This window comes from Achromobacter deleyi, from assembly GCF_902859705.1.
GTDB classification, from domain to species: Bacteria; Pseudomonadota; Gammaproteobacteria; order Burkholderiales; family Burkholderiaceae_B; genus Achromobacter; species Achromobacter deleyi.
Map to the genome: position 1 here is coordinate 420,718 of NZ_CADIJO010000003.1, position 22,146 is coordinate 442,863.

Annotated in this window: 23 protein-coding genes and 1 pseudogene; 14 read left to right on the plus strand and 10 right to left on the minus strand. The window is 65.8% G+C overall.

Annotation, left to right across the window (positions count from 1 at the left end):
- The first annotated feature begins 13 nt into the window (after positions 1–13).
- Complete coding sequence (locus HV798_RS06955) at positions 14–736, plus strand: ABC transporter ATP-binding protein (RefSeq protein WP_175191522.1); 723 nt, start codon at positions 14–16, stop codon at positions 734–736.
- Between the two features lie 788 nt (positions 737–1,524).
- Here the strand turns inward: HV798_RS06955 and HV798_RS06960 are convergent.
- From HV798_RS06960 to HV798_RS06970, 3 genes are all read right to left on the minus strand, one after another.
- On the minus strand, positions 1,525–1,953 hold the full coding sequence (locus tag HV798_RS06960) for an organic hydroperoxide resistance protein (protein ID WP_175191521.1): 429 nt from the start codon (positions 1,951–1,953) through the stop codon (positions 1,525–1,527).
- 155 nt (positions 1,954–2,108) lie between these two features.
- Entirely contained in the window at positions 2,109–2,570 is a 462-nt protein-coding gene (locus tag HV798_RS06965; protein WP_025136581.1) for a MarR family winged helix-turn-helix transcriptional regulator, read from the minus strand.
- 100 nt (positions 2,571–2,670) lie between these two features.
- Positions 2,671–3,378: a Crp/Fnr family transcriptional regulator gene (locus HV798_RS06970; protein ID WP_175191520.1), complete on the minus strand. Its 708-nt coding sequence runs from the start codon at positions 3,376–3,378 to the stop codon at positions 2,671–2,673.
- A 169-nt stretch (positions 3,379–3,547) separates the two neighbouring features.
- Between HV798_RS06970 and HV798_RS06975 the strand changes: the two genes are divergently transcribed.
- The 7 genes from HV798_RS06975 (at position 3,548) to HV798_RS07005 (ending at position 12,074) form a co-directional block, all read left to right on the plus strand.
- A complete protein-coding gene (locus HV798_RS06975) occupies positions 3,548–5,524 on the plus strand; it encodes an AMP-dependent synthetase/ligase (RefSeq protein ID WP_175191519.1) in 1,977 nt (658 codons plus the stop codon).
- A gap of 5 nt (positions 5,525–5,529) precedes the next feature.
- Complete coding sequence (locus HV798_RS06980) at positions 5,530–6,327, plus strand: ABC transporter ATP-binding protein (protein ID WP_025136584.1); 798 nt, start codon at positions 5,530–5,532, stop codon at positions 6,325–6,327.
- A 12-nt stretch (positions 6,328–6,339) separates the two neighbouring features.
- Entirely contained in the window at positions 6,340–7,269 is a 930-nt protein-coding gene (locus tag HV798_RS06985; RefSeq protein ID WP_025136585.1) for a branched-chain amino acid ABC transporter permease, read from the plus strand.
- A 23-nt stretch (positions 7,270–7,292) separates the two neighbouring features.
- A complete protein-coding gene (locus HV798_RS06990) occupies positions 7,293–8,357 on the plus strand; it encodes a branched-chain amino acid ABC transporter permease (protein ID WP_025136586.1) in 1,065 nt (354 codons plus the stop codon).
- Positions 8,358–8,484: 127 nt separating this feature from the next.
- A complete protein-coding gene (locus HV798_RS06995; RefSeq protein ID WP_025136587.1) occupies positions 8,485–9,825 on the plus strand; it encodes an ABC transporter substrate-binding protein in 1,341 nt (446 codons plus the stop codon).
- A gap of 56 nt (positions 9,826–9,881) precedes the next feature.
- Positions 9,882–10,724: an ABC transporter ATP-binding protein gene (locus HV798_RS07000; protein ID WP_025136588.1), complete on the plus strand. Its 843-nt coding sequence runs from the start codon at positions 9,882–9,884 to the stop codon at positions 10,722–10,724.
- 81 nt (positions 10,725–10,805) lie between these two features.
- Positions 10,806–12,074, plus strand: a complete 1,269-nt coding sequence (locus HV798_RS07005) for a phenylacetate--CoA ligase family protein (RefSeq protein ID WP_175191518.1) — start codon at positions 10,806–10,808, stop codon at positions 12,072–12,074.
- A gap of 44 nt (positions 12,075–12,118) precedes the next feature.
- Here the strand turns inward: HV798_RS07005 and HV798_RS07010 are convergent, their stop codons facing one another.
- From HV798_RS07010 to HV798_RS07030, 5 genes are read right to left on the minus strand one after another with little or no spacing between them, the layout of a single operon-like run.
- Positions 12,119–12,943 (minus strand): sulfite exporter TauE/SafE family protein, encoded by an 825-nt coding sequence (locus HV798_RS07010; protein WP_175191517.1) that lies wholly within the window; start codon positions 12,941–12,943, stop codon positions 12,119–12,121.
- 10 nt (positions 12,944–12,953) lie between these two features.
- Complete coding sequence (locus HV798_RS07015; protein WP_175191516.1) at positions 12,954–14,192, minus strand: NAD(P)/FAD-dependent oxidoreductase; 1,239 nt, start codon at positions 14,190–14,192, stop codon at positions 12,954–12,956.
- A 29-nt stretch (positions 14,193–14,221) separates the two neighbouring features.
- Positions 14,222–14,644, minus strand: coding sequence for a YeeE/YedE family protein (locus HV798_RS07020; RefSeq protein ID WP_175191515.1), 423 nt, complete (start codon positions 14,642–14,644; stop codon positions 14,222–14,224).
- Position 14,645: 1 nt separating this feature from the next.
- Positions 14,646–15,077: a YeeE/YedE family protein gene (locus HV798_RS07025; RefSeq protein WP_175191514.1), complete on the minus strand. Its 432-nt coding sequence runs from the start codon at positions 15,075–15,077 to the stop codon at positions 14,646–14,648.
- Entirely contained in the window at positions 15,074–15,409 is a 336-nt protein-coding gene (locus HV798_RS07030; RefSeq protein ID WP_025136594.1) for an ArsR/SmtB family transcription factor, read from the minus strand. The genes HV798_RS07025 and HV798_RS07030 overlap by 4 nt, the downstream gene beginning before the upstream one ends.
- 127 nt (positions 15,410–15,536) lie before the next feature.
- Here HV798_RS07030 and HV798_RS07035 point away from each other — a divergent pair, with 127 nt between their 5' ends.
- From HV798_RS07035 to HV798_RS07060, 6 genes are all read left to right on the plus strand, one after another.
- Positions 15,537–16,400 (plus strand): MBL fold metallo-hydrolase, encoded by an 864-nt coding sequence (locus HV798_RS07035; protein ID WP_025136595.1) that lies wholly within the window; start codon positions 15,537–15,539, stop codon positions 16,398–16,400.
- Between the two features lie 88 nt (positions 16,401–16,488).
- Complete coding sequence (gene pap, locus HV798_RS07040; RefSeq protein WP_175191513.1) at positions 16,489–17,955, plus strand: polyphosphate:AMP phosphotransferase; 1,467 nt, start codon at positions 16,489–16,491, stop codon at positions 17,953–17,955.
- A 20-nt stretch (positions 17,956–17,975) separates the two neighbouring features.
- Positions 17,976–18,425: a GNAT family N-acetyltransferase gene (locus tag HV798_RS07045; protein ID WP_025136597.1), complete on the plus strand. Its 450-nt coding sequence runs from the start codon at positions 17,976–17,978 to the stop codon at positions 18,423–18,425.
- Positions 18,422–18,886, plus strand: coding sequence for an HIT family protein (locus tag HV798_RS07050; RefSeq protein WP_175191512.1), 465 nt, complete (start codon positions 18,422–18,424; stop codon positions 18,884–18,886). The genes HV798_RS07045 and HV798_RS07050 overlap by 4 nt, the downstream gene beginning before the upstream one ends.
- A 147-nt stretch (positions 18,887–19,033) precedes the next feature.
- Complete coding sequence (nhaA, locus tag HV798_RS07055) at positions 19,034–20,254, plus strand: Na+/H+ antiporter NhaA (RefSeq protein ID WP_175191511.1); 1,221 nt, start codon at positions 19,034–19,036, stop codon at positions 20,252–20,254.
- 72 nt (positions 20,255–20,326) lie between these two features.
- The gene (locus tag HV798_RS07060; protein ID WP_175191510.1) at positions 20,327–20,722 is read left to right on the plus strand and encodes a DUF488 domain-containing protein; all 396 of its coding nucleotides are present in this window, start codon (positions 20,327–20,329) and stop codon (positions 20,720–20,722) included.
- Positions 20,723–20,729: 7 nt separating this feature from the next.
- On the opposite strand, the gene HV798_RS07065 is transcribed toward HV798_RS07060, so the two are convergent.
- Both HV798_RS07065 and HV798_RS07070 read right to left on the minus strand, forming a co-directional pair.
- Positions 20,730–21,578, minus strand: a complete 849-nt coding sequence (locus tag HV798_RS07065; RefSeq protein ID WP_175191509.1) for a lysozyme inhibitor LprI family protein — start codon at positions 21,576–21,578, stop codon at positions 20,730–20,732.
- Between the two features lie 29 nt (positions 21,579–21,607).
- Positions 21,608–22,146 (minus strand): annotated as a pseudogene (locus tag HV798_RS07070) (hypothetical protein); the annotation flags it as partial.

Sequence of the window (22,146 nt, forward strand, 5' to 3'; positions counted from 1 at the left end):
CAAGGACAACAACATGCTATCGATCAAGAATCTGGAAGCGGGCTACGGGAAGGTGAAGGTGCTGCACGGCATCAGCATGGAGGTCCCGAAGGCGAAGGTGGTGACGTTGATCGGCTCGAACGGAGCCGGCAAGACGACGACGATGCGGGCCCTGTCAGGGATGATCCGGCCGACGGCGGGCGAGGTGACGCTAAGCGGCAAGCGGATCGACGGCCTGGAGTCGCATCGCATTGCCCGCCTGGGGCTGGCCCATTCACCGGAAGGCCGGCGGGTGTTCCCGACGCTGTCGGTGACAGACAATCTGCTGCTGGGCGCGTTTCCGCGTTTGACGGGCAGCCGGCCTAAAGGAGACGTGCAAGCGGACCTGGGCCGGGCGATGGATCTGTTTCCGCGGCTGAAGGAGCGGCGCGAACAATTGGCGGGCACGCTGTCTGGCGGCGAGCAACAGATGCTGGCCATGGCGCGCGCGGTGATGCTGAACCCGGAACTGGTGCTGCTGGACGAACCGTCGATGGGCCTGGCGCCGATCCTGGTGGAAGAGGTTTTCCGGATCATTGCCCGCCTGAAGGACGAAGGCGTAACGATGCTGCTGGTCGAACAGTTCGCGGCAGCAGCGCTGAACGTAGCCGACTACGGATATGTGTTGGAGAACGGGCGGATTTCAGTGCATGGAAGTGCTGACAAGCTCAAGCATGATCCGGCGGTGGTGGCGGCTTATCTGGGTGGAGGGCATTAAGGGCTGCTTGCTGGCTTGGGCTGGCGTTCTGTTGACGCCCCGGGCTCAGGATTGCTTTGGTTTTGGCGTCGTTGGGGCGAGCTGTGTGCTTGGCGTTTTTTTGCTGCGCTGACTTTCCGCCAAAGATCTTGCGGGGCCCGCCCCAGGTCGGCCGCGCGGGCGGCCTTTTGGGGCTTACGCGGTGTCTTGCGGTCACGGGTGACGCTGCGCGCTGATGGAGGAAGTAGCGCCGTTCAAGGGGGGGTGGCGGTGACTTGCTGGCGTGGGTCGTGCCCCGTCGGTAACGTTGACCAACACAGGCGTCTGCCCAGATCATGCCCCGCCGCTAGCGCCGACAAACAGCAGAATCTGCCCGGGTCGTACCGTGAAGGTAACGCTGGCAAACAAAGCGCTCCACGCAAGCGCACCGCGCACATCGTCACGACGCCGCACAGTGCCGAAGCCCCACAAGGCCGCCCGCGCGGCCGGCCTGGGGCGAGCGACGCAAACCTCTCCCCCACACCCCGGCCTAACAACGCCCCATTTCTCGAAAACGGTAGCTTCTCGGGGCGGGTGGCTTGTGGGCGAGCAACCTCGATGCGCCCGAGGGAATCCGTAGGGAGCCGCAGGCGTACGAGGATGACGATGGGGCAGTCCGGAGCGAAGGCTCCGGACCGCAATCGTGGGCGCTCGCCCACAAGCCACCCGCCCCGAGAAGCGGCCTACGAACAAACTGCGTTACCCAAGCAACCCAATCTGCCCAATCAGGCCGCGCCCCAGATCGCGCGCAGCGATCAAAACAATCCCACTCAGACTTCGATCGTCAGCGTCACATCGATATTGCCACGCGTAGCATTCGAGTAAGGGCAGACAATGTGAGCGGCGGAGACAAGCTTCTCCGCTTCAGCCCGATCCATCCCAGGCAACGAAATCTTCAGTTCCGCTTCGATTCCGAAGCCGGTCGGGATAGGACCGATACCCACAGACCCATCGATGGTGGCGTTGGCGGGCATGGCGATCTTGTCGCGGCCGGCGACGAACTTCATGGCGCCCATGAAGCAGGCGGAGTAGCCGACGGCGAAGAGTTGTTCGGGGTTGGTGCCGGCCGCGCCGGCGCCGCCCAGTTCCTTGGGGGTGGTCAGCTTGACGTTCAGGTTGCCGTCGTTGGATACGCCGGTGCCTTCACGGCCGCCGGTGACGTGGGCGTGGGCGCGGTACAGGACTTTTTCGATGGACATGATGCGTTCCTTTTGGAAGGTGATGGTGGGACTGCCAGGCTGGCGGGACCCTTCCCGGCTCGGCCTTTCCTGATTAAATAGCACACAATTTCATCGCGCGCTATCTTTAATGCCGGATGACGGCACCTGCCATCATCCACTTCAAAGACTAAGGTTCAAAGACTGCTGACCAGCTTTTCCCGCAATTCGTGTAACGCTTTCATGGTGCCCTGGGCTTCCTGCAGCGAGCACTGGGCGGCTTGTGCGATGGCGTGGGGCACGGCTTCGGCCTGGTTGCGCAGGTCGCGGCCTTGTTTGGTCAGGGTCACGATGACCTGGCGTTCGTCTTCCTGGGCCCGCGTGCGGGTGACCAGGCCTGCCGCTTCCAGCCGCTTGAGCAGGGGCGTGAGGGTGGCCGAGTCCAGGAACAGGCGTTCGCCGATGTCGGTGACGGTGATTTCGTCGCCTTCCCACAGCACCAGCATGACCAGGTACTGCGGGTAGGTCAGATCCAGGCCGCGCAGCAGCTTGCGGTACACCTTGTTCATCGCCAGCGAGGTCGAGTACAGGGCGAAACACAATTGGCTGTCTAGCAGCAGCGGGTTGAAGGCGCCTTTCGGCTGGGATCTGGATTTCATTGCGCAATATTAAATAGCGCACTATTTAACGTCAAGCGTTTTTTTATGGTGCGCTGCGCAAGGGGTATCCGGGGTCGGACTGGCTGGGGGGCCGCCCGTGTCAGGCGATGTGCTCGCCTTCGACCGCGCTGCGGTCCGAGCCGTAGAGTTTCAGGCCGTCCAGGTCCAGCACCCGTACGGCGCCGTATTCGACGTTCAACAGGCCCGCCTCTTCCAGTTTGCGCAGGGCCTGGTTGGCACGCTGGCGCGAGACGCGGGCCAGGTAGCCGACTTCTTCCTGGGTGATGGTCAGGCGCATGCCCATGCCGGGATACAGCAGCGGGTTGAAGAGTTCGGCCAGGCAGCGCGCCACGCGGGCGTCGGGGTCGAGCAGGCGGTCGTATTCGGCCTTGCCGATGAATTGCGCGACGCGCTCGTTCAGTTGATGCAGCAGGTAACGGTTGAACGGGATGCTGCTATCGAGCAGCCAGTCGAAGGTGGCCGCCGGCAGGCGCGCGACGACGGAATCGCGCAACGCCACGATGTCGTATTTGCGGACTTCGCGCTTGAGCAACGAGCCTTCGCCGATCCAGCCGCCGGCAGGCACGCCGGTCAGCGAGGCGACTTTTCCTTCGGCGTTGCCCACCGATACTTTCACCAGGCCGGCCAGCACGCCGATCCATGCCTGGGCGAGTTCGCCTTTGCGCTCTATGATCGACCCGGCGGCCGCTTGCTGCACGGAAAGGTCTCGCTCGACGCGCGCTTGCTGCTCGGCGTTGAGCACGCGAAACCAGGCCGCGGCAAGTTGCAGGGAGTCGGATAGCTGCATCGGGAATACCCTAAAAGTTCCTTGAATGTCGCGATGGTGACAGTTGGTAGCAACCCAACCTTATACCTTAACTCCTGCCGTAAATCTAAAACCAACTGGTCAAGCGCGATATCGCCCGCGCCGCTCTTCGCGGCTGCCGGCCCGGCGCGCCCAAACCGGAGGAGACAACGTGGCACATTCATCGCCCGCATCTGCACAGGTGCCGGCCGCGCTGGACACCTTTCCAGCGCTGCTGTTCGCGCATGCCAACGTGCGCGGGTCGCGGCCCGCGATACGCGAGAAAGATCTGGGGATCTGGCAAACCCTTACCTGGTCCGATGTGGCGGAGCACGTGCGCCAGGTGGCCCACGGATTCGCGTCGCTGGGCATCAAGCCCGGCATGCACGTGGCCGTCATCGGTGAAAACCGCCCTCGCCTGTATATGGCCATGATGGCCGCGCAATCGCTGGGCGCAATTCCCGTGCCGCTCTACCAGGACGCCGTGGCCCAGGAAATGGTCTATGTGCTGCAGGACGCCGAGATCAGCGTGGCGGTGGTCGAAGACCAGGAACAGGTCGACAAGATGCTGGAAGTGCGCGAGCAATGTCCCGCGCTCAAGCATGTGGTGTATGACGATCCGCGCGGTCTGCGCCATTACTCGGACGCGATGCTGCTGTCGTACGAAAAGCTGGAGGAACTGGGCCGCGGCTACGCCGCGCAGCATCCCGACTTCTTCGCGCGCGCCGTGGCCGCCGTGCAGCCGCATGACGCGGCGGCGATGTTCTATACGTCGGGCACCACCGGCAAGCCCAAGGGCGTGGTGCTGACGCACCATGCGCTAATCGACCGCGCCCGTGCGGTGTCGGACATGGAAAAGCTGACGGACCAGGAAGACGTGCTGGCGTATCTGCCCCCGGCCTGGATCGGGCAGAACATGTTCTCGTATACGCAGCTGCTGGTCACGGGCTTTACCGTGAACCATCCCGAATCGCCCGACACGGTGTCGATCGACATGCGCGACATCGGACCTACCTACTATTTCGCGCCGCCGCGCGTGCTGGAAGGCCTGCTGACCCATGTGATGATCCGCATGGAAGACGCGGGCTACATCAAGCGCAAGCTGTTCCAGGCCTGCATGAAGCTGGCCCGCCGCGTGGGCACGCGCATCCTGGATGGCGAATCCGTCAACGCCTGGGACCGCCTGCGCTACGCGCTGGGCAATGTGCTGATCTACGGCCCCCTGCGCAATGCGCTGGGCATGAGCCGCGTGCGCGTGGCCTATACGGCCGGCGAGGCTATCGGCCCGGACCTGTTCGTGTTCTACCGGTCCATCGGCATCAACCTCAAGCAGCTCTACGGCTCGACCGAAACGTCGGTGTTCGTCTGCGTGCAGCCCGACGGCCAGGTGCGTGACGACACCGTCGGCCCGCCCGTGGCCGGCGTGGAAATCCGCGTGGCCGACAACGGCGAGATCCTGGTCAAGAGCCCGGGCCTGTTCAAGGAGTACTACCGCAACCCCGCGGCCACCGAAGAGGCGCGCAGCGCCGACGGCTGGTTCCATACGGGCGATGCGGGCTACCTGGACACCGACGGCCAGCTCAAGATCATCGATCGCGCCAAGGACGTGGGCAAGCTGGCCAACGGCAGTCTGTTCGCGCCCAAGTACCTGGAGAACAAGCTCAAGTTCTTCCAGCACATCAAGGAAGCGGTGGCCTTCGGCGCCGACCGCGAAGACGTGTGCGCCTTCATCAACATCGACCTGGAAGCCGTGGGCAACTGGGCCGAGCGCCGTGGCCTGCCCTACGCCGGCTACACCGACCTGGCGGGCAAGGACGAGGTCTACCAACTGATCGCCGAGTGCGTCGAACAGGTCAATGCCGACCTGGCCACCGACCCGAAACTGTCGGCCTCGCAGATCAGCCGGTTCCTGATCCTGCACAAAGAGCTGGATCCGGACGACGACGAGCTGACGCGCACCCGCAAGGTGCGGCGCGCCTTCATCGCGCAGAAGTACGGCGTGCTGATCGATGCGCTGTTCGGCGGCAAGTCGTCGCAGTACATCGAGACCGAAGTGAAGTTCGAGGATGGGCGCACCGGCAAGATTTCCGCCGACCTGCGCATCCATCCGGTCAAGACGTTCCCCGCCATCACCGCCCGAGCCGCGTAGACACCATGAGCAACAACGACCGCGACCAGCGCATCGGCGACGTGATGCTGGACATGCAGAACATCTCGCTGTCCTTCGGCGGCGTCAAGGCGCTGACGGACATTTCCTTCAATGTGCGCGAACACGAAATCCGCGCCATCATCGGGCCCAACGGCGCGGGCAAGAGCTCGATGCTGAACGTCATCAACGGCGTCTACACGCCGCAGCAAGGCGGCATCGAATTTCGCGGCGAGCGCTTTTCGCGCATGAATCCGCGCCGTGCAGCCGAAATGGGCATTGCCCGCACGTTCCAGAACCTGGCGTTGTTCAAGGGCATGAGCGTGCTGGACAACATCATGACGGGCCGCAATCTGCGCATGAAATGCGGCCTGCTGTCGCAGGCGTTCCGCCTGGGCGCGGCCGAACGTGAAGAGATCGAACACCGCCAGTTCGTCGAGAACATCATCGACTTCCTGGAAATCCAGGCGTTTCGCAAGACGCCGGTCGGCCGCCTGCCCTATGGCCTGCAAAAGCGCGTGGACCTGGGCCGCGCGCTGGCGATGGAACCGCGCCTGTTGCTGCTGGACGAGCCGATGGCCGGCATGAACATCGAAGAGAAGCAGGACATGAGCCGCTTCATCCTGGATGTCAACGACGAGTTCGGCACGACGATCGTCCTGATCGAGCACGACATGGGCGTGGTGATGGATATTTCCGACCGCGTGGTGGTGCTGGACTACGGCAAGAAGATCGGCGACGGCAAGCCGGACGAAGTCCGCGCCAACGAAGACGTCATCCGCGCCTACCTCGGCGTGTCGCACTAAGGCGGACGAGACATGGGATTTTTTCTAGAGACCTTATTCGGCGGCCTGATGAGCGGCATGATGTATGCCCTGATCGGCCTGGGCTTCGTGCTGATCTTCAAGGCATCCGGCGTCTTCAACTTCGCGCAGGGCGCCATGGTGCTGGTGGCCGCCCTGTCCATGGCGCGCTTTTCCGAATGGATACCGCGCTGGTTCGGCTTCGAGAACATGATCCTGGCCAATGTGCTGGCGTTCATCGTCAGCGCGATCCTGATGTTCCTCCTGGCGGTGGCGATCGAACGCTTCGTGCTGCGCCACCTGGTCAACCAGGAAGCCACCACGCTGCTGATGGCCACGCTGGGCATCAGCTACTTCCTGGACGGCCTGGGCCAGATCTCGTTCGGCAGCTCGGTGTATTCCATCAACGTGGGCATGCCGAAAGATCCGTGGATGATCCTGGACTCGGTGTTCGAAGGCGGGTTGCTGATCAACCTGGAAGACCTGACCGCCGCGGTCATCGCGGCGCTGCTGGTGGCGGCGCTGGCGCTGTTCTTCCAGTTCACCTCCACCGGCCGCGCGCTGCGCGCCGTGGCGGACGATCACCAGGCCGCGCAGTCCATCGGCATTCCGCTGAACCGCATCTGGGTCATCGTCTGGTGCGTGGCCGGCCTGGTCGCGCTGGTGGCCGGCATCATCTGGGGATCGAAGTTCGGGGTGCAGTTCACGCTGTCGACCGCGGCGCTGCGGGCGCTGCCGGTGGTGATCCTGGGCGGCCTGACGTCCGTGCCGGGAGCCATCCTGGGTGGCCTGATCATCGGCGTGGGCGAAAAGCTGTCCGAGGTGTATCTGGGGTCGCTGGTGGGTGGCGGCATCGAAATCTGGTTCGCCTATGTGCTGGCGCTGGTGTTCCTGCTGTTCCGTCCGCAAGGGCTGTTCGGCGAGAAGATCATCGACCGCGTCTGAACCCGGCCTTCTAGGATAAAAACATGTTCTATCGCGAAAACGGCCAATTCAAGACCAGCTATCGCGCTGACCAGCAGATCTTCCCGATCCGCCAGGACCGCATCTTCATCTGGCTGCTGCTGGCCGTGGCGTTCATCGCCATCCCGGCGCTGTCCAGCGATTACCTGCTGCGCGCCATCCTGATTCCGTTCCTGATCCTGTCGCTGGCCGCGGTGGGCCTGAACATCCTGGTGGGCTATTGCGGCCAGATCTCGCTGGGCACGGGCGCCTTCATGGCGGTGGGGGCCTATGCGGCCTGGAACTTCGGCGTGCGCTTTCCCGGCATGCCGCTGATCATCCAGATCCTGCTGGGCGGCTGCTTTGCCACGCTGGTCGGCGTCATCTTCGGCATTCCCAGCCTGCGTATCCGCGGCCTGTACCTGGCCGTGGCGACCCTGGCGGCGCAGTTCTTCGTCGACTGGGCCTTCCTGCGCATTCCGTTCTTCACCAACTATTCGTCGTCGGGCAACGTGTCGGTGCCGCCCCTGACCGCCTTCGGCCTGCCGGTGCAAAGCGCCCTGGAAAAGTACTTGTTCGTGCTGATCCTGGTGGTGATCTTCAGCCTGTTGGCCAAGAACCTGGTGCGCGGCGCCATCGGCCGCCAGTGGATGGCCATCCGCGACATGGACGTGGCCGCCTCGGTCATCGGCATCCGCCCCATGTACGCCAAGCTCACCGCGTTTGCGGTCAGCTCGTTCATCGTGGGCGTGGCCGGCGCGCTGTGGGGCTACATCCACCTGGGTTCGTGGGAACCCCTGGCATTCGACCTGACCCGTTCCTTCCAGCTGCTGTTCATGGTGATCATCGGCGGCCTGGGCTCGATCATCGGCAGCTTCTTCGGCGCGGCCTTCATCGTGCTGGTGCCGGTGGCGTTGTCCAACGTGCCGCACATGCTGGGCCTGCCGCTGTCGGTGGACACCGCCGCGCACATCGAGCACATGGTGTTCGGCGCGCTGATCGTGTTTTTCCTGATCGCCGAGCCGCACGGGCTCGCCCGCTTGTGGAGCATCGGCAAGGAGAAGCTCCGTATCTGGCCGTTCCCGCACTGATTTCGCATTGATTTCTGCGGGCCGTGGCGGCAAAAGCGCCGCGGCCCACATCCTGAATACCCGGCTCCAGACCGGGCCAACCCCGGTGTCCGAGGGTTTATTGACCCAAACACCACGCAGGAGGTAAATGGAGATGAAGCGTCTTAACCTGAAGTTGGCGGCAGCCTTAGTGGCCGCAGCCGGCGCCGTGACCGCGGTGGCCACGCCGGCGATGGCGGCGGAAGAGCAGTTCGTTCCGTTGCTGGTGTACCGCACCGGGTCCTTCGCACCCCTGGGCATCCCCTGGGCCGACGGCAAGCTGGACTACCTGAAGCTGGTCAACGAGCGCGACGGCGGCGTCAACGGCGTCAAGATCACCTACGAGGAATGCGAAACCGCCTACGCCACCGACCGCGGCGTGGAATGCTATGAACGCCTGAAGAGCAAGGGCACCGGCGCATCGGGCTTTGACACCCAATCCACCGGCATCACCTTCGCCGTCAGCGACAAGGCCATGGTCGACAAGGTGCCCGTCGAGACGATGGGCTACGGCCTGTCGCAGTCGGTCGACGGCAGCGTGTTCGAGTGGAACTTCCCGCTGCTCGGCACGTACTGGACCGCCGCTGACGTGATGATCCAGGACATCGCCAAGAAAGAAGGCGGCATGGACAAGCTCAAGGGCAAGAAGATCGCCCTGGTCTACCACGACTCGCCGTACGGCAAGGAACCGATTCCGCTGCTGCAAAAGCGCGCCGCCAAGGAAGGCTTCGAGCTGCTGCTGTATCCGGTGACCGCGCCGGGCGTGGAACAGAAGTCCACCTGGCTGCAGATCCGCCAGGCCCGTCCGGCCTATGTGCTGCTGTGGAGCGCGGGCATCATGACCCCCACCGCCATCCGCGAAGCGCAGGCCAGCGGCTATCCGCGCGACAAGATGTACGCCATCTGGTGGGCCGGCTCGGAAGGTGACGTGAAGGACCTGGGCGACGTCGCCAAGGGCTACAACGCCATCACCGTGCACAACAGCGGCGCCGAGCACGACAAGGTCTACGACGACTTGAAGAAGTACGTCTACGACAAGGGCCAGGGTTCGGACAAGTCGGGCAAGACCACGCTGGGCACCATCGCCCATACCCGCGGCATGATGATCTCGATGCTGCAGGTGGAAGCGATCCGCACCGCGCAAGAGAAGTACGGCAAGGGCAAGGCGCTGACGCCCGAGCAGGTGCGCTGGGGCTTCGAGAACCTGAACATCACCCAGGACCGTCTGAACCAGCTGGGCTTTGGCCAGATCATGCGTCCGGTCAAGACCTCTTGCAGCAACCACAAGGGTGACGACTGGGCCCGCATCGTGCAGTGGGACGGCGCGAAGTTCAAGGTCGCCTCGGACTGGTACCAGGCCGACAAGACCCTGCTGGACCCGATGGTCAAGGAAGCCGCGGCGAAGTACGCCAAGGAAAAGAACATCACGCCCCGCACTTGCGAGAACTGATGTGAACCGGCGGCCGGCGCATCCGCGTCGGCCGCCACCATGCCGCAGGAAATGCCATGACCGCAGCAACCACTACCGCTACGCCCGCCAGCGCCCCCAAGGTGCTGCTCGATGTGAACGGCATCGAGGTGATCTACAACCACGTCATCCTGGTGCTCAAGGGCGTTTCCCTGCAGGTGCCTGAAGGCAAGATCGTGGCCTTGCTGGGCGCCAACGGCGCCGGCAAGACCACCACGCTGCGCGCGATCTCGAACCTGCTCAAGGGCGAACGCGGCGACGTCACCAAAGGCCACATCCAGTACCGCGACCAGCGCATCGAAAGGCTGTCGCCGGCCGAGCTGGTCAAACGCGGCGTCGTGCAGGTGATGGAAGGCCGGCATTGTTTTGCCCACCTGACCATCGAAGAGAACCTGCTGACCGGCGCCTACACCCGCAACATCAGCCGCGGCGACACCAACGCCGCGCTGGACCGCGTGTACCAGTACTTTCCTCGCCTGAAGCAACGCCGCGCCAGCCAGGCCGGCTACACGTCGGGCGGCGAGCAACAGATGACCGCCATCGGCCGCGCACTGATGGCCAACCCCAACATGATCCTGCTGGACGAACCGTCGATGGGCCTGGCGCCGCAGATCGTCGAAGAGATCTTCGAGATCGTGCGCGACCTGAACCAGCGCGAGCGCGTCAGCTTCCTGCTGGCCGAGCAGAACACCAACATCGCGCTGCGCTATGCCGATTACGGCTACATCCTGGAAAACGGGCGCGTGATGATGGACGGCGCCGCGCAGGACCTGGCCCAGAACGAGGACGTCAAAGAGTTCTACCTGGGCATATCCAGCGGCGAGCGCAAGAGTTTCCGCGACAACAAGTTCTACCGCCGCCGCAAACGCTGGCTGGCCTGATCCCTGGAGCGGCATGCCGGCGCGGTCCGGCCTGCCGCCGGCAACGACACCGCAGTACGGCACACGAGAGGGTGCGATCCCATGTCCGAGTTTTTCGATGTTCTGGAAACCCGAGCGCCCGAGCAACGCGAGCGCGAGCTGATGGCAGCCCTGCCCGCCGCCATCGCGCGGGCCATCGCCCGTGCACCGGCGATTGCCGAGCAGCTGCGCGGCATCGATCCCGCCACGGTCACGTCCCGCGCCGCACTGGCGCGCCTGCCCGTGCTGCGCAAGCACGAACTGCTGGAACGCCAGCAGCACAGCCGCGATGACGCCGCGCGCGCCGCCGGCCCCGACAAAGCCTTTGGCGGCTTCTCGGCCATCGGCTGGGGCGAAGCGATGCGCGTGTTCGCCTCGCCCGGCCCGATCTATGAACCGGAAAGCGCCCGCGCCGACTACTGGCGCTTTGCCCGCGCCCTGTACGCGGCCGGCTTCCGCGCGGGTGAACTGGCGTACAACTGCTTTTCGTATCACTTCACCCCGGCCGGCTCCATGATGGAAACCGCCGCGCATGCCGTGGGCTGCACCGTGTTTCCTGGCGGAACCGGCCAGACCGAACAGCAGGTGCGCGCCATCCAGGACCTGGCGCCCAGCGGCTACACCGGCACGCCCAGCTTCCTGAAGATCATTCTGGAAAAGGCCGACGAACTGGGCGTGAAGCTCGATTCGCTGCGCCGCGCGCTGGTGTCGGGCGAGGCGTTTCCGCCATCGCTGCGCGATTGGCTGGCCGCCCGCGGCATCGAGGGCTACCAGGCCTACGGCAGCGCGGACCTGGGCATGATCGCCTTCGAGACCCCAGCCCGCCAGGGCCTGGTGCTGGGCGAAGACATCATCGTCGAGATCGTGCGCCCCGGCACCGGCGAACCCGTGCCCGACGGCGAGGTCGGCGAAGTGGTCGTCACCACGCTCAACCCGGACTACCCGCTGGTGCGGTTCGGCACCGGCGACCTGTCGGCCGTCATGCCCGGCATCTCGCCCTGCGGCCGCACCAACACCCGCATCAAGGGCTGGATGGGCCGCGCGGACCAGACCACCAAGGTGCGCGGCATGTTCGTGCATCCGTCGCAGGTGGCCGACGTGGTGCGGCGCCATCCGGAAATCCAGCGGGCCAGGCTGGTCATCAGCGGCACCACCGGCTCGGACCGCATGGTGCTGAAAGTGGAATCGCGGGTGCGCGGTGAAGAACTCAGCGCCCGCATTGCGGAATCCATGCGCGACGTCACCAAGCTGCGCGGCGATGTGGAATGGGCCGAAGCCGGCGCCCTGCCGAACGACGGCAAGGTCATCGACGACATCCGTACCTACGAGTAATGGGGCGAGCCGGCCGGCGCCGCATGCGCCGGCCGTGGGCCTGCCTAGGCAGCCAGCGCCATCACGGCCTTGACCAGCATGGCCGCGGCCACCAGCGCCGCGAACAGCGCGAAGCTTTGCTGCAGCCGCCGCGGCGGAAAGCGATCCGCCACTGCGCGGCCGGCCAGCATGCCTGCCACCGCGGCCAGCGTGAACGGCAGCGCGATGGCCCAATCGAGGTGGCCGCCCGCGGCCGCAGCCACCACGCCGCTGGCCGACACCAATGCAATCACCGCCAATGACGTGCCCACGATGGCCTGCATCGGCAGGTCGGTCGCACGGCGCAGCGCGGGCACGATGACAAAGCCTCCGCCCACCCCCAGCAAACCCGACAGGAAGCCGGCAATGACGCCCGTGCCGGCCAGCGCGCGGGCGCAGGGCGCTGTCCAGCGCAGGCGCCCGGTGTCGGCATTGAGCAGGCAGGGCGGCGTGCGCGGCGGTGCGGCCGTGGCAGCCGCCGCACCGGAACCCTGGCGCCACATGCGCCAGGCCACCATGCCCAGCACGCCGGCAAAGATGATGGCCAGCGGCGCGTTGGGCAGCCGCCGGGCGGCCCACAGGCCCAGCGGCGACACGACGATGCCGGTCGCCGCGATGAAGCCGGCGGCGCGGTAGCGGACCTTGCCGGCCCGCAGCCCCAGCACCGCCCCCAGCGCCGCCGACAGGCCCACGGCCAGCAGCGCGATCGGCGCGGCCTGCGACACGTTCAGGTGCAGCCCGAACACCAGCAGCGGCACCGCCATGATGGCCCCGCCCGCCCCCGTCAGCCCCAGGATCAGGCCCACCCCGCCACCCAGCCCCAGGCTGATGAGCGTCACCGAATAGATCATGCTGCCCCGCTCAGTTGCCCAACGGACGGGCCAGCCACTCGCGGCCCTTGAGCATGCCGTTCCAGTAGATCCAGGGCAGCATCGTGGCCTTGAGGAACCAGGCGCTCTTGCGCGCCACGGTCGGGTCCAGCGGGAACGTGGGCAGAAGCTTGCCGCCGTAGCCGAATTCAGCCAGCACGATGCGACCGCGCTCGACCGTCAGCGGGCACGAGCCATAGCCGTCGTACGCGACCGGCAGCGCATGGCTCTCGCGCACCGCCAGCAGGTTCTCGGCCACCGTGACGATCTGCTTGCGCGCCGCCGCGGCCGTCTTGGCGTTGGTGGTGCTGATGCCGTCGCCCAGGCCGAAAACGTTGCCGTAGCGCACGTGGCGCAACGTGGCCGGGTCGACCTCGCACCAGCCCGCCGCGTCCGCCAGCGGGCTTTGGCGCAGGAAATCGTGCGGCACCTGAGGCGGCACCGCGTGCAGCATGTCGAACGTTTTCTCGACCCGCGTCACGGCGCCTTCGGCGTCCTTGACGTCGAACCAGGCCTTGCGGCCCGGGCCGTCCACGGCCACCAGCGCCGAATTGAAGGCCAATGAAATGCCGTAGCTGTCGACGTAGCGCATCAGCGGCGGCACGAAGGTGGGCACGCCGAACAGCACGGCGCCGGCCAGGTCGAATTCGACCTGGATGCGGTCCAGCACGCCGGAGCGGCGCCAGTGGTCGCACGCCAGGTACATGGCCTTTTGCGGCGCGCCGGCACATTTGATGGGCATGGCCGGCTGCGTGAACAGCGCCGTGCCGCCCTTCAGGCCGCGCACCAGTTCCCAGGTGTAGGGCGCCAGGTCGAAGCGGTAGTTGGACGTGACGTTGTGCTTGCCCAGCGTGTCCGTCAGGCCGTCGACCTTGTCCCACGCCAACCGCAAGCCCGGGCAGACGATCAGTTGCTGGTAGCTGACAGCGCTGCCGTCGGCCAGCCGGACCTGGTTGGCCTCGGGCTCGAAGCCGGCGGCCGCGGCCTGCAGCCAGGTGGCCCGGCCCGGCATCACCGCGCGCGTTGGCCGCACCGTCTTGGCGATGTCGAACGCGCCGCCGCCCACCAGCGTCCAGGCGGGCTGGTAGTAATGCTTGTCGCTGGGCTCGATGACGGCAATGCGCAGATCGGGCCGGCGGCGCAGCAGGCTGGCGGTGACGCCGATGCCCGCCGACCCGCCACCCACCACCACCACATCGAAATCGCGCTGCGCCTGTGCGGCTGTCTGCATGCTTGTCTCCTGTTGTCGGCGCCGCCCCGTCAGGGCTGGCGCCTGAAATATTCAATGGCTGAAAACAGCCCCATGCCAACGACCATGGCGGCCACGAACACCCCGGCTTCGCGCACGCCGGCCGCGGCCGCCACCAGCGCAGGGCCGGGGCAGAAACCCGCCAGTCCCCAGCCCGCGCCGAACGCCAGGCTGCCGGCCATCAGGCGCACATCGATGCGCGACGCGGTGGGCCAATGCAACGGCTCGCCGGACAGGCTGACGCGGCGGCGGCGCAACCACGCCAGCCCCGGCGCGGACACCAGCACGGCGCCGCCCATCACCCACGCCAAGGACGGGTCCCACGGGCCGGCCAGGTCAAGAAAGCCCAGCACCTTGGCGGGATTGGCCATGCCGGAAACGATCAGGCCCAGCCCGAAGATCAGCCCAGCAGCGAAGGCGAACAGCGCAGGCATGTCAGGCTCCGATCAGGTGGCGCACCACATACACGGTGACAAAGCCCGCCCCCATGAAGAGCGCGGTGGCCACCAGAGAGCGGGCAGAGCCTCGTGACAGGCCGCACACGCCATGGCCGCTGGTGCAACCCGATGCATACCGGGTGCCCAGGCCCACGAGCAGGCCTGCGACGATCAACCGGCCGGTGCCGGCATCCACCGAAATGGCGGGCAAGTCCGCCGCCAGGCGATACAGCCACGGCGATACGGCAAGGCCCAACAGGAATGCCAGGCGCCAGGCGCGGTCACGCCCGGGGGGCAGCAGGCCGCCCAGGATGCCGCTGATGCCGGCAATGCGGCCGGCCCCCAGCATCAACCCCACGGCGGCAGCGCCGATCAGCAGGCCTCCCGCCGCAGCCGTCCAGGGAGTGAAGGCGGCCCAATCGACCATCATTTCAGCGACGCCATCGCGCGGCCACAATACAGGCTGGAAAGGGTTTTCATGACCTGGCTGACTTCGAAGCTGGCCATCTGGTAATAGACGTACTTGCCATCACGGCGCGTCGCCACCAGGCCTTCGTCGCGCAGTACACCCAGTTGCTGCGACAGGGTCGGCTGGCGGATGCCGGTCAGGGATTCCAGTTCACCCACATTGCGCTCGCCCTGCACCAATTGGCACAAGAGCAGCAGCCGGTCTTCGTTGGCCAGCGCCTTGAGCAGCGCGCAGGCCTGGGAGGCGGATTCGCGCAGCACGGCGACTTCGCATTCGGTCAGGGGGGCATTCATTTGATGAGGATCAACCGGCCGGATAGGATTTGATCATTATATTGACGCATAAACTATCCAACAATATTATTGAAAAATATATATTGATGGATGTTGACGGCCGCCCTGCGGCCAAGGCGCCTTGCCCATGAATCCCCAGATCCAAGCCTTTTTCGACCCGGCCACGGCCACCGTCACCTACGTGGTCCACGAAGCCACGCCGGGCGGCGCCTGCGCCATCATCGATTCGGTGCTGGACTACGACCCCAAGTCGGGCCGCAGCAGCACCGCCAGCGCCGACCGGGTCGTGGCCTACGTGCGCGAGCACGGCCTGAAAACCGAATGGCTGCTCGAGACCCACGCCCACGCCGATCACCTGTCAGCCGCGCCCTACCTGCAGCGCCAGCTGGGCGGCGTGATCGCCATCGGCCAGAGCATCCGCACGGTGCAGGGCGTGTTCAAGCAGATCTTCAACCTGGAACCGCAGTTCCAGCTGGACGGCTCGCAATTCGGCCATCTGTTCACGGATGGCGAAACCTTCCGCATCGGCGCCCTGACGGCCACCGCTCTGCACGTGCCCGGCCACACGCCGGCCGACATGGCCTACCGCATCGGCGATGCGGTGTTCGTGGGTGACACCCTGTTCATGCCCGACGTGGGCACCGCGCGCTGCGACTTCCCGGGCGGCGACGCCCATCAGCTGTATCAGTCCATCCAGCGCCTGCTGGGCCTGCCCGCCGACACCCGCCTGTACATGTGCCACGACTACCCGCCCGCCGGGCGCGAGGCCGCCTGGCAGACCACCGTGGCCGAGCAGCGTCGCGCCAACATCCATGTGCACGACGGCGTGGCCGAAGACGACTTCGTGGCCATGCGTACGCGGCGCGACGCCACGCTGTCGATGCCCACCCTGATCCTGCCCGCCATCCAGGTCAACATCCGCGCCGGCCACCTGCCCCCGCCCGAAGACAACGGCGTGCGCTACCTCAAGATTCCGCTCGACTCGCTGTAGGCCGCACGCGTCGGCCGCGCACTTGCGCGCTGCCGGGATATCCCGCAAGATCGCCCGATCGCACGATTGCCGACCTGACGGATCCCCTATGTTCGCCGAAGCCGAAGCCGACCCCAGCCTGTCGAAAGAAGACTTCAAACCCCTCGAAGCGCGGCTGCGCGTGGCGCTGCTGAACGCGCAGTACCAGCGCCTGCAGAAGGCCGAGAAATCCCTGCTGGTGGTGGTGGCCGGCATCGATGGCGCCGGCAAGGGCGCCACGGTCAACCTGCTCAATGAATGGATGGACCCGCGTCACATCAAGACGCTGGCCTACGGCCCGCCCGAAGGCGACGAGCTCGACCGCCCGCCCATGTGGCGCTACTGGAAGGACCTGCCGCCCAAGGGCAGCACCGGCATCGTGTTCGGCTCGTGGTACACGCCGCTGATCCGCGAAGCCGCACGCAAGAAGCCCAACCAGGATCACATCGAAGCGCAGTCGGTGGCCATCCGCCGCTTCGAAGCCATGCTGGCCGCCGAGGGCGTGCAGATCATCAAGCTGTGGTTCCACCTGTCGTCCGAAGCCCAGCAGGCTCGCGCGCAGCGCCTGTTGGCCAGCCCCGAGACGTCATGGCAGGTCAGCCCCGTGGACCTGAAAGTCCACAAGAAATACGATCGCATCCGCAACAGCGGCCAGGTCGTCATCAACCACACCGACAGCGGCCACGCGCCCTGGGTCGTCATTCCCAGCGCCGACGAGAACATGCGCGCCGCGCGCACCGCTGAAGCCGTGCTGGCCGCCCTGCGCCAACACACCGTGCCGCGCATTCCAGCGTCGTTCGTCGCGCACACCGGTCCGGCCCGCATCCTGGACCGCCTGGGCCAGCTGGACTACGACGCCAAGGTCGATCGCGACGACTACGAATCCGAACTCGGCCTGCTGCAAGGCCGGCTGGCGCGCGCTGCCCGCTCGAAGAAATTCCAGGAACGCTCGCTGGTGCTGGTGTTCGAAGGCCAGGACGCCGCCGGCAAGGGCGGCGCCATCCGCCGCATCACCCATGCGCTGGACGCGCGCCAGTTCGACATCACGCCGGTCGCCGCGCCCAACAGCTATGAATTGGCGCGCCCCTACCTGTGGCGCTTCTGGCGCCATGTGCCGCGCCTGGGGCGCATCGCCATCTTCGACCGCTCGTGGTACGGCCGGGTGCTGGTCGAGCGCGTCGAGAAAATCACCCCGCCGTCGCACTGGCGCCGCGCCTATGCCGAAATCAACGACTTTGAAGCACAGTTGGCAAGCAGCGGCGCGCTGGTGCTGAAGTTCTGGTTGGCCGTCACGGCCGACGTGCAGCTTGAACGCTTCAAGGATCGCGAGAAATCGCCCTTCAAGAATTTCAAGATCACCCCCGACGACTGGCGCAACCGCGACAAATGGAAGGAATACGCCGCGGCCACCAACGAAATGCTGGCCCGCACCGACGTCCAGCACGCCCCCTGGCATCTGGTGTCGGCCAACGACAAGCGGTACGCTCGCCTTCAAGTGCTGCGGCACATCGTCGAAGCCCTCGAAAGCCAACTCTGACCGACAAGAGGACCCGCCCCATGAGTTCCGCCGACATCCGCCCCGTGGTCGCCGCCGATTTCGACGTCTGGCTGCCCCTCTGGAAGGGCTACCAGGACTTCTACCGCGTCGACATCGCCGATGCCGTCACGCGCAACACCTGGGCGCGCTTCCTGGACCCCGCCGAACCCATGCACGCGGCCCTGGCCTACGACAGCGGCAAGGCGGTCGGCATGGTGCACTGGATCTTCCACCGGTCCACCTGGACCGCTGGCGACTACTGCTACCTGCAAGACCTGTATGTCGACCCGGACACCCGCGGCACCGGCGCCGGCCGCAAGCTGATCGAACACGTCTACGCCCAGGCCGCCGCCGCCAACTGCGCCCGCGTGTACTGGCTGACCCACGAAACCAATGCCACGGCGATGCAGCTGTACGACCGCATCGCCGACCGTTCCGGCTTCATTCAATACCGCAAGGTGCTGCCGTGAGCGCGCGCGACCCCAACTGTCCGCTCTGCCAGGAAGATGGCGGCACGCTGCTGTGGCGGGGGCCGCACCTGCGCCTGATCGAAGTCGACGATCCTGACTACCCCGGCTTCACCCGCGTGATCTGGAACGCCCACCTGGCCGAAATGACCAGCCTGTCCACCCACGGACGCGACCTGCTGATGCGGGCGGTGTACGTGGTGGAAGAAGCGCAGCAGTCGATCCTGTCGCCCGACAAGATCAACCTGGCGTCCCTGGGCAACATGGTGCCGCACCTGCACTGGCACGTGATTCCGCGCTGGCGCGGCGACCGCCATTTTCCCGACCCGATCTGGGCGCCCCCGCGCATAGCCAAGGGCAGCGAACCCGCCGAATGGACCGACCGCCAGGCCCGCGTGCAGGCGCTGCTGCCGCGCTACCGCAACCGGCTGGTCGAAGCCATGAACGCCCTGCTGTGGCATTGAATCTCCTCACCCGCCGGCCTGTAGAAATTTCCGATAATTAACATGTGTTTCGCCGAAATTCCCGATATTTGACGACCGACTACTGCCTTTAAGGTAAAATTCAGCTTCTTGAATTGAATCGCTTCAAAGGCAATAAAGGATGCTCCAGTGACCCTGCAGGCCCCCCCATCGTCGTCCCGGCCCGTTTCATTCCTGCAGGCATTCCTCCGCTCAGAAGCCCTGGGCGGATACGTGTTGATGCTGGCGGCCGCCGCCGCCCTGGTCATCGCCAACAGCCCGCTCGCCCCGCATTATTTCGACGTCCTCGGCACCAAGCTGGGCTTCCACCTGGGCACCGTCATGCTCAAGGAATCCGTGCTGCACTGGATCAACGACGGCCTGATGGCCGTGTTCTTCCTGCTGGTCGGCCTGGAAATCAAACGCGAAGTCCTCGACGGCCAACTGCGCGGCGTGTCGCGCATCGTGCTGCCGGGCATCGCGGCGCTGGGCGGCATGGTGATGCCCGCCCTGATCTACGTGCTGATCAACCTGGGCAGCCCCGACACCCTGCGCGGCTGGGCCATTCCCGCCGCCACCGACATCGCCTTTGCCCTGGGCATCCTGGCGTTGCTGGGCAGCCGCGTGCCCACGTCGCTCAAGATCTTCCTGACGGCCCTGGCCATCCTGGACGACCTGGGCGCCATCGTCATCATTGCACTGTTCTACACGTCTGAACTGAACCTGTTCGCGCTGGCCATGGCCGGTGCGCTGCTGGCCTGCCTGTTCTGCCTGAACCGGGCCGGCGTGCTGCGCTTGACGCCCTACCTGCTGATCGGCGTGGTGCTGTGGTATTTCGTGCTGAAGTCCGGCGTGCACGCCACGCTGGCCGGCGTGGCGCTGGCGCTGACCATCCCGCTGCGTCCGCAGAACCAGGGCCATGCCGGGGCACATTCGCCGCTGCATGCGCTGGAACACGCGCTGCACAAGCCCGTGGCCCTGCTGATCGTGCCGCTGTTCGGTTTCGCCAACGCCGGTGTGTCGTTTGCCGGCATGGGCCTGTCCAGCCTGGCGCAGCCCGTGCCGCTGGGCGTGGCGCTGGGCCTGTTCCTGGGCAAGCAGCTGGGCGTCTTCGGCTTTGCCTGGCTGGCCATCAAGACCGGCATGGCCAGTCTGCCGCGCCATGCCAACTTCACGCAGTTGTACGGCGTGGCCCTGCTGTGCGGCATCGGCTTCACGATGAGCCTGTTCATCGGCGCGCTGGCCTTTACCGACCCGGCTGCCATCGACGCCACCAAGATCGGCGTGTTGACCGGGTCGCTGGCCTCGGCCGTAGTGGGCTTCCTGCTGCTGCGCGCCAGCGGCAAGCCGGCGGCGGACGCCCCCGCCTGACCGCCCCGCCGCGGTGGCGCCAACCGGCGCCGCCGCGGGAGTAGACTGGCCGCACCCTTTGCAGGAGCCGCCATGAAACCGTCCGCTATTTCAGTGCAACGCGTCTATGAAGGCACCGGCCCGGATACCCACTACCGGGCGCTGGTCGACCGCATGTGGCCGCGCGGCCTGCGCCGCGCCGACCTGGGCCTGGACGAATGGGCCAAAGACATCGCCCCCACCGCCGAACTGTGCAAGTGGTTCAGCCATGTGGACGAACGCTGGGACGAATTTCGCGAAAGATACCTGGCCGAGCTGGCCACGCCCGAGCAGCAGGCCCGCATGGCCGCCCTGCTGGACGCCGCGGGCGAGCGCCCGCTGACCCTGCTGTACGGCGCCCGCAATACCGCCCACAACCAGGCGGTGGTACTGCGGGACGCGTTGCAAGACTACGCCAAGCGCCACGCGACACGGCGCGCCAGGGCCTGACGCCGCGTTACTTGCCGGCGGACGTCGGGTTCGACAGCGGGAACGTCTTGTCCGTCAGGCAAGCCTGCAGCCACGTGTAGTCGTCGCTGTCGTCGATATCCACAGCCAGCCTGGCCAGCGGCGACGTCGGGTAATCGACCTTGTGCACCTCGGGGCCGGTGTTCCAGTGGGCATCGTCCGCAATACCGCCCGGGCAGTTGGCGTCATTGCCGTTGAACGAGCACGAGGCCACCGGTACCGGCTTGTTGTCGACCAGCTTGGCCACATAGCGCTGCACGTATACCGAACCCGTGGCCCAGTAGTCTTCCACGCTGCAGACGCGGTCGTTGTTCTGGTAGTGGCGGATCGCAAAGCAGCCGTAGACCTCATACGGCGGCAACACGTCGCAAGACACGTCGTAGCCCGAGAACGGCCCGCCCGTGAACTGCTTGCGGAATTCCCGCTGGCGCAGTGCCGCGTTGATCATGGCGGGCGTGGTGCTGTTTTTCGGATGCGCCTTCAGGTCTGCCGTGCGGGCCGCGATCAGCTTGGCCGCGATGCTGCCCGGCGTGGCGTCATCATCCTGCAGCGAGTCCGGGTTGTCGGCCATCCGTTCCAGCTCACGGTCACGCGCGTTCACCCATTGCCGCTGGCCATCCTTGATCGCCGTGCGGATCTCGTCGTCGGGCGCCTGCTTCAACAACGCCGCATAGGCACGATTCAGCTCGGCGTCCGCCGCCACGGCCTTGCGGTCCGAGCAGATCAGCTTCTCGGCCTGCGTGCCGGCCTTCTGGCAATTGATGGCCACGGCCTGCGCGGACAACACACCCAGTCCCACCACGCACAACAACTGCGCCGTGCGGATTTTCAAACTCATTGCAATGCTCCCTGGCATCGGCCGCTGCCTTAGCGGCTGATGACCTCGCTGTCTTCCATGACGATGCGGTAACGGTTGCGCAGGTCAAGGACGTAGGTGAAATTCGACGTTCCGGTGGCGGTCTTGCCGCGTTCCGGGCTGGATACCTTGTAGTCGTACAGGCCGACCACCATGCACATCTGATCCTGGCACTTGGCCTTCAGCGAATTCTGGTCCACCACGAAGCGCCGCACCGGCCAGCGGGCGAAATACGCCTGCTTGTCGGCCAGAATCTCGGACTTCGGGCGCTTCTTCTTGAAGTAGTCGACCGTATCGGCGTAGAACTCCCGCGTGAAGTTCATGGCTTCTTCGTTGGTGCCACTGCCTGCCTGGATCATCAGGGCGGCGGCATTGATCGCCTTTTGCTCATCGGAAATCGCGGCGGGCGCGGTTTCCTTGGGCATATAGGGATTGGGCACCGGCGCGGGCGCCTGGGCGGGCGCAGGGGCGGACTGGGCGGGCGCTGACTGGGCCGGCTTGCGCGGCGGCAGGCGCGGCTCGTCGTCGGGGGCCTGGGCCTGCGAGGGCG